We start from the raw sequence: 14156 nt of genomic DNA, 5'->3' as shown, positions 1-14156 counted from the left end.
TCATTCATGCCTGTTTCTGCGATTGCCGGCCTAACCATGCTGGTACTGGGCGAAAGTCATATGAGCTTTCCCGATTCGTTGCTCAACCCGCTGCAAGACAACCTGACCAAGCAAGGCGCGGTGGTTCACTCCATCGGCGCCTGTGGCGCGGGTGCGGCGGATTGGGTCGTGCCGAAAAAAGTCGAGTGCGGCGGCGAACGCATGCCCACCGGCAAAGCGGTGATCTACGGCAAGAACGCCATGAGCACCACGCCGATCAAAGACCTGATCGCCAAGGACAAACCCGATGTGGTGGTGCTGATTATCGGCGACACCATGGGTTCCTACACCAACCCGGTGTTCCCCAAAGCCTGGGCCTGGAAAAGCGTGACCTCGCTGACCAAGGCGATCACCGAGACTGGCACCAAGTGCGTGTGGGTCGGCCCGCCATGGGGCAAGGTCGGTTCCCAGTACAAGAAGGACGACACCCGCACCAAGCTGATGTCGTCGTTCCTGGCCAGTAACGTGGCGCCGTGCACCTACATCGACTCGTTGACCTTCTCCAAGCCGGGCGAGTGGATCACCACCGACGGCCAGCACTTCACCATCGACGGTTACCAGAAGTGGGCCAAGGCTATTGGTACTGCGTTGGGTGACCTGCCGCCATCGGCCTACGGTAAAGGAAGCAAATAATGAAACGGATGACCCTGGGTCTGGCGGCCTTGCTCGCCAGCGTCAGCGCCTACAGCGCCGACATCCCGTTGTATCCCACCGGCCCGGAGCAAGACGCAGCGTTCCTGCGGTTTGCCAACGGCACCGGCAGCGAACTGAAGCTGGTGGCCGCCGGCTCCAAGGCCAGCCTGGTGTTGAATGGCGACAAGTTGGTCTCGTCCTTCCTGCCGGTGGTGGGCGGTGACAAGCCGATCAAGGGCGTGTTGAGCCGCGATGGCAAGGACGCCGACCTGTCGGTGACCGTCGCCCCAGGCGAATTCGCCACCGTGGTGGCGCTGGTCGACGCCAAGGGCGCCACGCGCCAATTGGTGGTGCGCGAACAGCCGGACGACTTCAACGCGCTCAAAGCCTCCCTGGCCTTTATCAACGCCGACGCCACGTGCGCCGACGCGAGCCTGGAAGCCGTGGCGCAAAAAGCCGAGCTGTTCAAGCAGGTCGCCGAAGGTTCGTTGCAGCGGCGCATGATCAACCCGGTGGAACTGTCGGTGCAGCTCAAATGCGCCGGCGCGCCGGTTGGCCAGCCGTTGTCGTTCACCCTCAAGGCTGGCGAGCGCTATAGCGTGCTGGCTGTTCCTTCGGCTGCAGGTTCGAAGTTGCTGTTCGCCTCTGACGCACTCGCTAACTGATCGGGCCCGACACCACCATGGTCTTTGCCTCACTCGAATTCCTCACGCTGTTCCTGCCGGCCTTCCTGTTGATTTATGCCCTGGCTCGTCCGAGCTGGCGCAACGTCATCCTGTTGATCGGCAGCTGGCTGTTCTACGGCTGGTTGAGCCCGCTGTTCCTGTTCCTGCACATGGTCTTGACCGTGGTGGCATGGGTCGGCGGCTTGCTGGTGGACCGCTCCCGCGAGGATGGCAAAGGCCGGGTGCGCCTGTTGATCGCGTTGATCGTGTTCAACACGGCGGTGCTGTGTTGGTACAAGTACGCCAACATCGTGGCGGGCACCGTGAGTGAGGTGATCACCTGGTACGGCGCCATGCCACTGGACTGGCAGCGCGTGGCGTTGCCAGCCGGCTTGTCGTTCATCGTATTGCAGGCGATTTCATACCTGGTGGACGTACACCGGCATACGGTGCCGGTGGAGCGCAGCTTCATCAATTACGCCACCTATATCTCGATGTTCGGCCACTCGATTGCCGGCCCGATCATTCGTTACGACTGGGTCCGTCGCGAGCTGAACCAGCGGTATTTCAACTGGCCGAATTTCTCCCTCGGCGCGCGGCGCTTCATGATCGGCATGGGCATGAAAGTGCTGGTGGCCGACACCTTGTCGCCGTTGGTGGACATTGCCTTCCACCTGGAAAACCCGAGCCTGGTGGATGCGTGGATCGGTTGCCTGGCCTATTCGCTGCAACTGTTCTTCGACTTCGCCGGCTACAGCGCCATGGCCATCGGCCTAGGCCTGATGCTGGGTTTCCACTTCCCGGAAAACTTTAACCGGCCGTATCTGGCCAGCAGCATCCAGGACTTCTGGCGCCGTTGGCACCTGTCGTTGTCCAGCTGGTTGCGCGACTACCTGTACATCGCCCTGGGCGGTAACCGTGACGGTGTGTGGCGTACTTATCGCAACCTGTTCCTGACCATGGCGATTGCCGGTTTGTGGCACGGCGGCGATAGCTGGAACTACCTGTTGTGGGGTTCGGCCCACGGGGTGGCGCTGTGCGTGGACCGCGCCTGGTCGCGTTCGAGCTTGCCGAGTATTCCGCCGGTGTTGTCCCACGTCCTGACGTTGCTGTTTGTGTGCCTGGCCTGGACCTTGTTCCGCGCGCCGGACTTCCATTCGGCACTGACCATGTATGCCGGCCAGTTCGGCATGCACGGCATGGCCCTGGGTGACGCAATGGCGGTCGCCCTGCGCCCGGCCCATGGCATGGCGGCCTTGCTGGGCCTGGTATGCATCATCGCGCCGATCTGGCAGGTGCGCTGCGAGCAACGCTTTGGTACTCAGCCGTGGTTTTTGGTGGCGGCTTCGCTGTGGCCGGTGGCCGGGTTTGTGTTGTCGTTCGCGCTGATTGCCAGCCGCGACGCCGTACCGTTTCTGTACTTTCAGTTCTAAGGAAGCCCGACCATGCCCGCTCCTACCGCACCGACTCCACCGAGCGAATTGGCCGTTCGTACCAGCCCCCTGGCGGCCTGGGTGCTGGTGCCCTTCCTGGCGGCGGGGCTTCTGTCTTGCGCCTGGCTGATGGTGAAGGGCCCGATCAGCTTCGTGCCGGCCAAGGTGGACACCGACATGCTGCTGCATGGCGACGTGACCCACCGTTTCGCCAAGGAACTGGCCAAGGCACCGATGGCGATCCAGACCGCCAACCTGGAGCGTGGCTCCAGCTGGCTGGCCTTCGGCGATACCGGGCCGCGCGTGCGCCAGGGATGCCCGGGCTGGTTGTTTATCAGCGATGAGCTGCGCATCAACCGCCATGCCGACGCCAATGCACAGACCAAGGCCCAGGCCGTGATCGACCTGCAACAGCAACTGGGCAAAAAAGGGATCGACCTGCAAGTGGTGGTGGTGCCGGACAAGAGCCGCATCGCGGCCGCACAGCGTTGCGGCCTGTACCGCCCTGCCGTGCTCGATGGCCGTGTCCAGGCCTGGACTGCCGCGTTGCAGGCTGCCGGCGTCTCCGCGCTGGACCTGACTGACACGCTCAAGCCACTGGGCCCGCAGGCATACCTGCGCACCGATACCCACTGGAGCGAAATCGGCGCCAACGCAGGGGCCCAGGCCCTGGCCCAGCGCATTCAGCAGCGCGGTATCAAGGCCACGCCGGAACAAACCTTCACGATCACCCAGGCACCGCTCGCCGTGCGCCCGGGTGACCTGGTGCGTCTGGCCGGCCTCGACTGGCTGCCGCCGAAATTGCAGCCACCGGGCGAGTCGGTCGCGGCCAGTTCCGCCCATGAAAGCGGTGGCGCCACCAGCAATGCCGACGACCTGTTCGGCGATGCCAGCCTGCCGAATGTGGCGCTGATCGGCACCTCGTTCTCGCGCAACTCCAACTTTGTGGGCTTCCTGCAAAAGGCCCTGAATGCGCCGGTAGGCAACTTCAGCAAGGACGGTGGCGAATTCTCCGGTGCGGCCAAGGCGTATTTCGACAGCCCGGCGTTTAAGCAAACCCCGCCCAAGTTGCTGATTTGGGAGATCCCGGAGCGCGACCTGCAGACGCCGTACGACCCGGTGACGATTAGTCAGTAAATTGACTTTTTGCCACTTGTCTAAAAAATAGCCAGCTCCTACAGCAAAATAATGACACTGTTGCTGGCTTGAAGCAGACTGCGGGCATTAAGGCGACGACAAAAAGACCTGCGGTAAGCAGTCGTATCAGCTGACCTTTTTCACGTCTTTAAGCTTCGCCGTGAGGAGGAATGTGCGATGAGCTTCACCGACAGTCTTCTCGTTCTTCTCGGCCAGGACGTGAGCCGAGACCCCCAAGGGCAGCATGCGCGGCTGCACTTTTTCGGCAGCATCCCGGTCGATGACGGCACACCGTTCTCCGGCCAGTCTCCCCGCGCCAATGAACAAACCCAGGCGGTAGCCGGCGCGGCGCCGCGCCCGAGCGTGGTGGCGCTGGTATCGGTGAATGGGGGGGTGGGCCGCAGCACCCTGGCCACCGCCTTGAGCAGTGGCCTGCAGCGCCACGGCGAACCGGTGGTCGCGCTGGACCTGGACCCGCAAAACGCCCTGCGGCTTCACTTCGGGGTCAGCCCGACTGCGCCGGGCATCGGCGTGGCCAGCCTGCAACATGCGCAGTGGGAGACTCTCCAGCAGCCGGGTTTTGCCGGTAGTCGAGTCATTCCCTTTGGCGACAGCGATACACAGCAACAGGAAAAGCTGCAGCGCTGGCTCAAGGATGAACCCGACTGGCTGGCGCAACACCTCGCCCCCCTGGACCTGAGCGCACGCCATACGGTGGTCATCGATACCCCTGCCGGAAATAACGTGTACGTGCACCAGGCGCTGAACGTGGCCGATGTGGTGTTGGTCATCGCCCAGGCTGACGCGGCATCTTTGGGAACACTGGATCAATTGCAGGCGCTGTTGGCGCCGCACCTGGAGCGTGAGCGCCCGCCGCAGGTGCACTTCGTGATCAACCAGCTCGATGAAGACAACGCGTTCAGCCTGGACATGGTCGAGGCGTTCAAGCAACGGTTGAACAAGGCGCCGTGGGAGGTGCATCGCGACATGGCGATCAGCGAAGCCCTGGCCTTCGGCGCAGACCCGTTGGACAGCCTGGCGGCGGGCCTGGCGAGCGACGATATCAACGACCTTTGCCGGTGGTTGATCGCCTGCAGAAAGCTGCGGTAAAGCGCGGTTTATACGCCTATCACCAGATGCTTATGCACAATTGGGCAGTGGCCGCTGTCACCCAATACACGTTTTGTGGAGCCGTTCTCATCACGCTGCAACTGCCTGTTTTGCGGGTGGTTTATGCCGTGGGTAAAAAATGAGCAGCATGGCTTTTTGCCGGTAGCGTTGTTGGCTACAGCTTCTGTAAAGATTCCATCAACAGAGTTATCCACAGGCTGGGGTGCGACAATTTTGCCCTTTAATCGCGCTCGGCAAGCACCATCAGGTTGCGCGGCGTCAGTGTCGATTCGCAGAAGCTGCCTACCTCGACCCTGTAGCCTTTCTCGGCCAGAAACAATGCCCGATCCAGTACCAGCCAGAGCTCCAGCGGGCGCCGAAACAGACCACGCAGCAATTCCAGGTTCCTGACCTCGGCCAGGCGTCGCCAACCGTCGGCCTCCAGTGCGGGCCAATCCTGCTCGCCTGTGGATAACCCTTTGAGACTCGCCAGTTCCCGGCAGTAGTCGGCGAAGGGTTGGTCGAGCCAGCTGGCGGGCAGCGAGGGCGCGGGCAAATACTCGTCGCAGCCGCGTAATTGACGTTGCAACTGATCGAACCCCAGGCGCCGGGCCATCGACGTATCCCGTTGCACGCGCACGCGGGCACCGGCGGTGACGGTTTCGCTCAGCGGCAGGCCAAGGTCCTCGACCGACAGTTGCAGCCGCGACGCACGGCCGGCGCCGGACAGCGCCTGGTAGCGCTCGGCATTGATGCGGTTATAACAACACGGTGCCAGCGCCAGTTGCTTGCAGCCGGCGGCGCTGGCCGCGTGCAGCAGGCGCACATGCAGGTCGCCACAGGCGTGCAGGGCGACGGGGGTGTGGTCGGGGTTGATCGCTACGGTTGCCATTACGTCTTGCAGGCGATGGGTGACCGGCAACCGATGGCGATCGCTCAAGGCTTGGCCGGAGGCGATCAACGCCGGATCGTATTCCAGGCAGGTCAGCTGTTGGCCAGGTTGCAGCAGGCGGCGCCCGAGATGGCCTTTGCCGGCGCACCAGTCCAGCCAATGCGTCGGCGTCTGCGCAAAGTGCAGCGCGGCGCCGAACGCTTCGATCTGCTGCCATTTACGCCCGGGGACGTCGACATTCAAGCGATGGCGCGCGGCTGCCAGGGGCTGGGTCGGTAACTTATCCACAGCACTGAGGCGCAGGGCTTGCGCGGCCAGCTGTGGAAAAGGTGCGGGGGCGGGCAGGTCGTGGGGCTGGTTATGGCTGCTTTCGGCATCGGCCAACGAGCGCTGGCGCAACCATTGGGCGAGTTGCGGATGCTGGGTTTCCCAGGGTAGCCGGGAGTGCGTGAAGGGCCGTGGTCGCCACAGCCCTTGGTGCTCGACCAGGAACGCATCCAGCACCTGGAAGCGTGTCTCAACGTCCCTGGCAGGCATCGACGCGCAGCCAGCGTTCCAGCAGTTTGAAGCCGCGTACCAGCAGGTAGGCCATCAACAGGTAGAACAGCCCGGCCGCGAAGAAGATCTCAACCGGCAGGTAGGTGCGCGCGATGATGGTACGCGCCATGCCGGTCAGTTCCAGCAAGGTGACGGTACTGGCCAGGGCGCTGGCCTTGAGCATCAGGATCACTTCGTTGCTGTAGGCCGGCAGGCCGATGCGCGAGGCGCGGGGCAGGATGATGTAGAACAGCGTCTTGGGCTTGGACATGCCCAGGGCGCGCGCGGCTTCGATCTCGCCTGGCGGGATGGCCTGGATCGCACCGCGCAGGATCTCGGCGATATAGGCGGCGGTGTGCAGGGTCATGGTGGCGGTGGCACACCAGAACGGATCGCGCAGGTAAGGCCACATGAAGCTGTTGCGCACGGCATCGAACTGCGCCAGGCCGTAGTAGACCAGAAACAATTGCACCAGCAGCGGCGTACCGCGGAAGAAGAAAATGTAGCAATAGGGCAGGGTGCGCACGTACCAGCGCCGCGAGGAACGGGCAATGCCCAAAGGGATCGCCAGCAGCAGGCCGGCGATCACCGCGATGGCCACCAGCTCCAGGGTCAGGGTCGCGCCCTGGGCCAGTTTGGGCAGCCATTTGATGATCACGGCCCAGTTCAGGCCCAGGTCGAAATGGGACAGCCAGCTGTAGTCGCCGCTCATTGGGTGCTCCTTGTAAAGCCACGGCTGGCGCGTTTTTCCAGGAAGTGCATGCCGGTCATGGCCAGTACGGTGAGGCCCAGGTACATGAAGGCGGCGACCATGAAGAAGGTGAACGGCTGCTTGGTGACGGTCACGCCGATCTGCGCGTGGCGCATGATTTCTTCAAGGCCGATGACCGAGACCAACGCAGTGTCTTTCATCAGGATCATGAACAGGTTGCCCAGACCCGGCAGGGCGATGCGCCACATTTGCGGCATGATCAAGCGGGTGAAGATGCGAAATTTCGACAGCCCCAGGGCGACACCGGCTTCACGATGGCCCTTGGGAATGGCGAGGATCGCGCCGCGGAACACTTCCGTGGCATACGCGCCAAAGCACAGGCCCAGGGCGATGACCCCGGCGGCAAAGGCGCTGAGGGACAGGTCGGGGTTACCCAGCATCTCCCCGAGGGCGCGCATCAGGTTGACTGTGCCGAAATAAATCAGCAGTACCCACAGCAGTTCGGGAATACCGCGGACGATGGTTGAGTACGCACCGCCCAGCCATTGCAGCGATTTGTAGGGGGAGGTCTTGGCCAAGGCACCGGCCAGGCCGAGCACCAACCCCAGGCACAGGGCCGTGAGCGCCAACTTGACGGTCATCAGCGCCCCGGCGGCGAGGGCGGGGCCGAATCCGTAGAGATCGAAATTCATGGTGTTTTCATATCGCGGCAGGCAAAGCTGAAAGCCGGCGCGCTTAAAGGCGCGCGCCGGGCAGGCCGATCAGATCATTCGATGCTGAACGGGAAGTACTTGTCGTTGATCTTCTTGTAGGTGCCGTCTGCCTTGATCTCTGCCAGGGCTTTGTTCAGGCGTTCGCGCAGTGGGTCGCCCTTGCGTACGGCGATACCGATCTTGTCGCTTTCTACAACCGGGTCGCCCTTGAACTCATAGGCCGAACCGTCTTTGCTCTTGAGCCATTCGTACTGCACGTACTTGTCGGCGAGGATCCCGTCCAGGCGGCCGGAGGTCAGGTCGAGGTAGGCGTTTTCCTGGGTGTCGTAGAGCTTGGCGGTGGTGTCAGGCAGCTTGTCTTCCAGGTAGCTACCGGCCAACGTCGCGCGTTGTGCGCCGATGATCTTGCCTTTGAGGTAGGCCGCGTCGGTCTTGAAGTCTGCCGTGGCTTTAGGAGCAATGAACTGCAGCTTGTTGGAGTAGTACGGGTCGGTGAAGTCGACGGCCTGCTTGCGTTCATCGGTGATCGACAGCGAGGACACCAGGAAGTCGAATTTCTTGGCGTTCAGGGCCGGGATGATGCCGTCCCAGTCGGAGACATACACTTCGCACTTCTCGACTTTCATCTTGGCGCACAGGGCATCGCCGATGTCTTTGTCGAAGCCCACGACGTTGCCGCTGGCGTCTTTATTGTTGAACGGCGGGTAGGCCGCTTCGATCCCCATTTTCAAGGTTTCTGCCATGGCCGTGGCGCTGAACGCCATCGAAACGGCCGCGGCCAGAAGGAATTTTTTATAGTTCTGCATGCAGGTTGCTCCGTTAACGGTTGCTGGACATGAATTGTTTGCAGCGCGCCGAAAGCGGGTTATCAAACACCTGCTGTGGCGATCCTTGCTCTTCGACCAGGCCCTGGTGCAGGAATACCACTTCACTGGACACCTGGCGGGCAAAGCCCATTTCATGGGTGACCAGCAGCATGGTGCGGCCTTCTTCGGCCAGCGCGCGGATCACACTAAGTACTTCCTGGACCATTTCCGGGTCAAGGGCCGACGTGGGCTCATCGAACAGGATGACCTTGGGCTGCATGGCCAGGGTGCGGGCGATGGCCGCCCGTTGTTGCTGGCCGCCGGACAGTTGCGCGGGGTAGGCGTGGCGTTTGTCACCGATGCCGACCTTGGCCAGCAGCGCTTCGGCGACTTCGATGGCTTCGGCCTTGCTCTGGCCGAGCACACGGCGAGGGGCCTCGATGATGTTGTCGAGGATGCTCATGTGCGGCCACAGGTTAAAGTTTTGAAACACAAAACCGATTTCGCTGCGCAGGCGGTTGATCTGCTTGCCGTCGGCGGCCATCAGTTCGCCGTTTTTCGCGGCCTTGAGCTTGAGCTCTTCGCCAGCCACCAGGATCTGCCCCTGGTGCGGGTTCTCCAGCAGGTTGATGCAGCGCAGGAACGTGGACTTGCCGGAACCGGAGGAACCCAGGATCGAGATCACATCGCCGTCGCGAGCGGTCAGCGAGATACCTTTGAGTACCTCCAGCTCACCATAGCGTTTATGCAAGTTGCGGATTTCAAGCGCGGGCGTGGCCTCAGCCATGTGCGGTCCTCATTGTGTTCATTGCGTTCGACGCTGTTGGGCCGCCTTCCTGGCGAGGCGCCAAGCTAGCATAGCGTCTGGATGACAGCCAACAGCGCTGCGGACGGTTAACCGGGGCTCTGCGGCAGGGTGTCGCATCGGCACAGCAGCGTGTCGCGCCATCAACAACCGAACAACCGTTTGATCCCGAAAATCCACAGGCTTTACGTAAAAAGGGCGCGATGGTGCCAGCTTTGGCCGGGTGTTGGAAGGGTTAACCGGGCAAACGGTGCCTGGCAGCACTTTTATAGAGCGTCGCGGACTTTGTGTGTGTGTTTGTGGTGCACGCGCTGCTCTGGAAAGTGGGTCGCTCGGTAACGCTGTAGCGGAATGCCAGCATTCTCAATGACTTGCAACGGTTAATGAATTGTCCTACAGCCCGCGTCAATTGCGGCTTTGTAACATTTTGGCGCAAATCTTGCGTAAAAAATAAAGAACGCCTTGTTGGTTTCTTTTCACAAGAAAGACTGCAGACCGGGCGAACCGTTTTCGCAATTCCTCGCAAAGGTGTGTCAATGAGTAGTACGCAAAGCTCCAATGACCTCGAACAGGGGCTCAAACCGCGTCACGTCACGATGTTGTCGATTGCCGGCGTTATTGGCGCCGGTTTGTTTGTCGGCTCCGGCCACGCGATAGCTGCCGCCGGCCCTGCGGTGCTGCTGGCCTACGCCGCTGCCGGTACGCTGGTGGTGCTGGTCATGCGCATGCTGGCCGAGATGGCCGTGGCGTCACCGGACACCGGTTCGTTCTCCACCTACGCCGACCGGGCAATCGGTCATTGGGCCGGTTTCACCATTGGCTGGCTGTACTGGTGGTTCTGGGTCTTGGTGATTCCTTTGGAAGCCAACGCCGCCGCCACCATTCTCAACGCCTGGTTCCCTAACGTGGCCATCTGGGCGTTTACCCTGATCATTACCTTGCTGCTGACGGCGACCAACCTGTTCAGCGTGAAGCACTACGGCGAGTTCGAGTTCTGGTTCGCGTTGATCAAAGTCGTGGCGATCGTGGGCTTTGTGATTCTCGGCCTGGCCGCGATCTTCGGCTTTTTGCCGACCAGCCAGGTCAGCGGCGTGTCCCACCTGTTCGATACCCAGGGCTTCATGCCCAATGGCATGGGCGCGGTATTGGCGGCGATCCTGACCACCATGTTCTCCTTCATGGGCACCGAGATCGTCACCATTGCGGCGGCTGAATCGAAGAACCCAGGCCAGCAAATCACCAAGGCCACCAACTCGGTGATCTGGCGGATTGGTTTGTTCTACCTGCTGTCGATCTTCATCGTGGTTTCCCTGGTGCCTTGGAATGATCCGAGCCTGGCGGCCGTAGGTTCCTACCAGACCGTGCTGGAGCGCATGGGCATCCCGAATGCCAAGCTGATCGTCGACCTGGTGGTATTGGTCGCCGTGACCAGCTGCCTGAACTCGGCGTTGTACACCGCCTCGCGCATGCTGTTCTCCCTGGGGCGTCGTGGTGATGCACCGGCTGTGTCAAAGCGCACCAACAAAAGCGGTACGCCTTACTGGGCGGTGATGCTGTCCACGGGCGCAGCGTTCCTGGCGGTGTTCGCCAACTACGTGGCCCCAGCGGCAGTGTTCGAATTCCTGCTGGCCAGTTCCGGCGCCATCGCGCTGCTGGTGTACCTGGTGATCGCGGTGTCGCAACTGCGCATGCGCCAGAAGCGCACGGCGGCGGGCGAGAAGATCGTCTTCAAGATGTGGCTGTTCCCGGGCCTGACCTACGCGGTGATGGTGTTCATCGTGGGCACGCTGACCATCATGCTGTTCCAAGAGGCCCATCGCGTGGAAATCATTGCGACTGGGGTCTTGAGCTTGCTGGTAGTGGCGGCGGGGTTGTTGGTGTCGAGCCGTCGCAAGGCGCAGAGAGTCGGCGCGGTGGTGCTGAATTGATGTGATGGAATGCGGTGCTTGATTGCGCCGCAGTTCAGATGTGGGAGGGGGCTTGCCCGCCTTCTATAGGAGCGAGCTTGCTCGCGAAAAACTCACAGGCGCCGCGTTGATTCAGGAAACACGCGTTATCGTTGAGGTTTTTCGCGAGCAAGCTCGCTCCTACAGAAGGCGAGCGTCAGTCTTGGGCGTTGGTGAGGGCCTGGGAGGCGGCCACATAGTCGGCCTGGAACTGCGGCGACTCGATCCACGCCAGGGCGGCAGCTTCATCCTCGCTGTCCGTGGCCCACTGCCGATACTCGATCAGTGCCGCCAGGATAAAGTCGGTGGCTTCTTCTTCGCCTTCCTGTTCCAGCACCAGTGCGAGCAGTGGGTGGGCCAGGAACACCGCACACAGTGCCTGCTGGCTGGTCTCGCCGGCGGTACGCATCGCCACGAACAGCTCGGTCAAATCCACCGACTCAAGGTCAATCCGGTCATCATCCCCGGCAAACGCATCCGGCTTGGTCGCGACGGCGCGCTGGGTACGGTTCTGCTTGGCCTTGGCCTTGGCCCGGTGGGCACGTTTTTGCTGCTTGTTCGGCGAGGCCATGGGCTCACGTCCTTGGGTCAGGATCTGGGTGGGGTATTGAAGCGCAGGTTGGGGGAAATCCCAAGGGTATCTGGCGCTAATTGGCCGTTTTGAAGCCAGGCCAATGCGATCGGCCACAATCGGTCCTGATACTCGCTGCGAAAGAATGCGAAATGCCCGACCTGTTTTTCGCCGATGTCTTGTGGAGCGATGCGCAGATGGGTGCGCTCACTGTTTGCGAAATAGCCCAGCAAGCGCTCAATCGCCGCCACGGTGCCGAACGGGTCGTCAGTGATGCTGATCGCCAACATCTGCGCCGTCACACGACTGAATGGCAAGTCGGCCAGGGCACGCCCGCTGGGCCGCGTCTCATACCTGGGCGTTGGCGTGCTCCAGTCGCGCACCACGCCTGCCGGCGTATCCTCCAGCCAGCCCAACCGCTTGCCGGGGAAATACCCACAGAGTGCCGTCACCAGCGGCATCACCACATGCCACTTGGCAAACATCTGCCAGCGCCCGGCGGCTGCGTAATCGCGCCAGTAGGCGAACTGCGCGCCCACGGTGACGATTCGCCGGATCACCGCGCCGGATGCAGCCAACCCCGCCGCACAGCCACCAAAGCTGTGGCCGACCACATCAATCGGTTGGCCTGGAAACTCGCGCTGTGCCCGCCGCAGGATCGCTTCGAAATCCCGCGTGCCCCAATCCGACCACGACGCCTTGAAACCGCGCAACGAACCGAGGCGGGACTCGCCGATGCCGCGATAGTCGTAGGTGATCACGTCGAAGCCGTTGGCGAACAGGTAATCGGCGAAACGTGAGTAGTGGCGGCAACGTACGGAGGTGGCGGCGTTGATGATGACGACCGGTCGTTCGAGATCGGTACGCGGGTGGCGCCAGGTGGAGCCTGCGAGGAGGTAGCCGTCGGCGGCGGATTCTTTGAAGGATTCGCTTTGGCTATTTCTGGGTGTAGTTGCACGTTCTATTGAAGAGGCGTCATTCAAGTTCATCGTTTCAAAGCCCCTGCCTGGATTATTGTTTTTTAGTACCGAAATTATTGATTGCATCGAGCAGTACAACGCCTCTTCCCTCGACCTCGCGCCAGTAGAAGCATAGGCTCACGCCTTTGCGATTTACACTGAGTGTTTTCATGACCCGCGACACCCTCGAGCACAATCAGGTCCCGGTCTACTTCGCCGCCGTCCTGCTGGCTGCCGCTTTCGGCCTGCTTGCGCCTTCGTTGGCCCATGGCCTTGGCGCGCTGGTCACGCCCGCCATCGCGGTGCTGATGTATGCGATGTTCCTGCAAATCCCGTTTCTGGATCTGCGCCAGAGCCTGGGTCACAAGCGCTTTCTGGCGGCGTTGCTGCTGGCCAATTTCATCCTCGTGCCGTTGCTGGTGTGGGGGTTGACCCGTGGCCTGGTGGAGCGCCCGGCGTTGCTGGTGGGCGCATTGCTGGTGTTGCTGACGCCGTGTATCGACTACGTGGTGGTGTTTACCCATATCGGTAAGGGCGATTCACGCCTGATGCTGGCGGCGACGCCGTTGCTGTTGCTGTTGCAGTTGGTGCTATTGCCGGTGTACCTGGGTTTTATGCTGGGGGCGCAGGCCGACGTGGTGGTGCAGGCAGGGCCGTTTGTCGAGGCGTTCCTGTTGTTGATCGTGGTGCCGATGATCCTGGCGGTGATCACCACCTCCCTGGCGCGGCGATCATCGCTGGTCAACGCTTGGAGCAATGCCTGGGCGTGGTTGCCGGTGCCGGCGATGGCGCTGGTGTTGTTCGTGGTGATCGCCTCGCAAATTACCTCGGTGGTGCGGGATATCAACCTGCTGCTCCCGGTACTGCCGGTGTATATCGGCTTTTTGCTGCTGGCGCCGCTGATGGGGGCGTTGGCCGCGCGGTTGTTCGCGTTGCCAGCGGTCACGGCGCGGGCGGTGACGTTCAGTGCATCGACACGCAACTCGCTGGTGGTGCTGCCCTTGGCGCTGGCACTGCCGGAAGACGTGCGTGGGGTGGCGGCGACCGTGGTGATCCTGCAGACCCTGGTGGAGCTGGTGGGTGAGTTGGTCTACGTCCGGCTGATCCCGAAGTGGGTGTGGCCTGCAAGTCGCTAGAAGCGGCAATCTTCAGGTTGTTCAGGCGCTATTCAGGGGCGGGTTCGGCACCATAGGCCCGC

The 14156-nt window shown here is 61.8% G+C and carries 14 protein-coding genes; 7 read left to right on the top strand and 7 right to left on the bottom strand.

All coding sequences use genetic code 11. The features are described 5' to 3' along the window. Positions 1–6 precede the first annotated feature (6 nt). The 5 genes from A7317_RS01935 (at position 7) to bcsQ (ending at position 5017) form a co-directional block, all read left to right on the top strand. Positions 7–672 (top strand): SGNH/GDSL hydrolase family protein, encoded by a 666-nt coding sequence (locus A7317_RS01935; protein WP_024072840.1) that lies wholly within the window; start codon positions 7–9, stop codon positions 670–672. Further along, on the top strand, positions 672–1337 hold the full coding sequence (locus tag A7317_RS01930) for a cell division protein FtsQ (RefSeq protein WP_069075100.1): 666 nt from the start codon (positions 672–674) through the stop codon (positions 1335–1337). The genes A7317_RS01935 and A7317_RS01930 overlap by 1 nt, the downstream gene beginning before the upstream one ends. A 17-nt stretch (positions 1338–1354) precedes the next feature. Next, positions 1355–2770, top strand: a complete 1416-nt coding sequence (locus A7317_RS01925; RefSeq protein WP_024072842.1) for an MBOAT family O-acyltransferase — start codon at positions 1355–1357, stop codon at positions 2768–2770. A gap of 12 nt (positions 2771–2782) precedes the next feature. After that, positions 2783–3907, top strand: coding sequence for an alginate O-acetyltransferase AlgX-related protein (locus tag A7317_RS01920; RefSeq protein ID WP_069075099.1), 1125 nt, complete (start codon positions 2783–2785; stop codon positions 3905–3907). Between the two features lie 177 nt (positions 3908–4084). Beyond that, entirely contained in the window at positions 4085–5017 is a 933-nt protein-coding gene (gene bcsQ / locus A7317_RS01915) for a cellulose biosynthesis protein BcsQ (RefSeq protein WP_069075098.1), read from the top strand. Between the two features lie 241 nt (positions 5018–5258). Here the strand turns inward: bcsQ and A7317_RS01910 are convergent, their stop codons facing one another. The 5 genes from A7317_RS01910 to A7317_RS01890 all read right to left on the bottom strand — a co-directional run bounded on the left by A7317_RS01910 (position 5259) and on the right by A7317_RS01890 (position 9464). After that, the gene (locus A7317_RS01910; protein ID WP_069075097.1) at positions 5259–6446 is read right to left on the bottom strand and encodes a methyltransferase; all 1188 of its coding nucleotides are present in this window, start codon (positions 6444–6446) and stop codon (positions 5259–5261) included. Then, entirely contained in the window at positions 6427–7116 is a 690-nt protein-coding gene (locus A7317_RS01905; RefSeq protein ID WP_041161076.1) for an ABC transporter permease, read from the bottom strand. The genes A7317_RS01910 and A7317_RS01905 overlap by 20 nt, the downstream gene beginning before the upstream one ends. Before the next feature lie 38 nt (positions 7117–7154). Next, on the bottom strand, positions 7155–7850 hold the full coding sequence (locus A7317_RS01900) for an ABC transporter permease (RefSeq protein ID WP_024072847.1): 696 nt from the start codon (positions 7848–7850) through the stop codon (positions 7155–7157). 74 nt (positions 7851–7924) lie between these two features. Continuing rightward, positions 7925–8677 (bottom strand): ABC transporter substrate-binding protein, encoded by a 753-nt coding sequence (locus A7317_RS01895; protein ID WP_024072848.1) that lies wholly within the window; start codon positions 8675–8677, stop codon positions 7925–7927. Between the two features lie 13 nt (positions 8678–8690). After that, positions 8691–9464 (bottom strand): ABC transporter ATP-binding protein, encoded by a 774-nt coding sequence (locus A7317_RS01890; RefSeq protein WP_069075096.1) that lies wholly within the window; start codon positions 9462–9464, stop codon positions 8691–8693. 554 nt (positions 9465–10018) lie between these two features. Here A7317_RS01890 and gabP point away from each other — a divergent pair. Further along, a complete protein-coding gene (gene gabP / locus A7317_RS01885) occupies positions 10019–11410 on the top strand; it encodes a GABA permease (RefSeq protein ID WP_024072850.1) in 1392 nt (463 codons plus the stop codon). Positions 11411–11585: 175 nt separating this feature from the next. Here the strand turns inward: gabP and A7317_RS01880 are convergent, their stop codons facing one another. Both A7317_RS01880 and A7317_RS01875 read right to left on the bottom strand, forming a co-directional pair. Beyond that, positions 11586–11999, bottom strand: coding sequence for a hypothetical protein (locus A7317_RS01880; protein ID WP_024072851.1), 414 nt, complete (start codon positions 11997–11999; stop codon positions 11586–11588). A 17-nt stretch (positions 12000–12016) separates the two neighbouring features. Next, complete coding sequence (locus A7317_RS01875; RefSeq protein WP_069075095.1) at positions 12017–12988, bottom strand: alpha/beta fold hydrolase; 972 nt, start codon at positions 12986–12988, stop codon at positions 12017–12019. Positions 12989–13128: 140 nt separating this feature from the next. Here A7317_RS01875 and A7317_RS01870 point away from each other — a divergent pair, with 140 nt between their 5' ends. Then, complete coding sequence (locus A7317_RS01870) at positions 13129–14094, top strand: arsenic resistance protein (RefSeq protein WP_069075094.1); 966 nt, start codon at positions 13129–13131, stop codon at positions 14092–14094. Positions 14095–14156 lie beyond the last annotated feature (62 nt).

The sequence above is a fragment of the Pseudomonas fluorescens genome, assembly GCF_001708445.1.
GTDB lineage: Bacteria > Pseudomonadota > Gammaproteobacteria > Pseudomonadales > Pseudomonadaceae > Aquipseudomonas > Aquipseudomonas gorinensis.
Note: the sequence above shows the minus strand (reverse complement) of the source record. Positions and strands in the feature narration are given on the sequence as shown.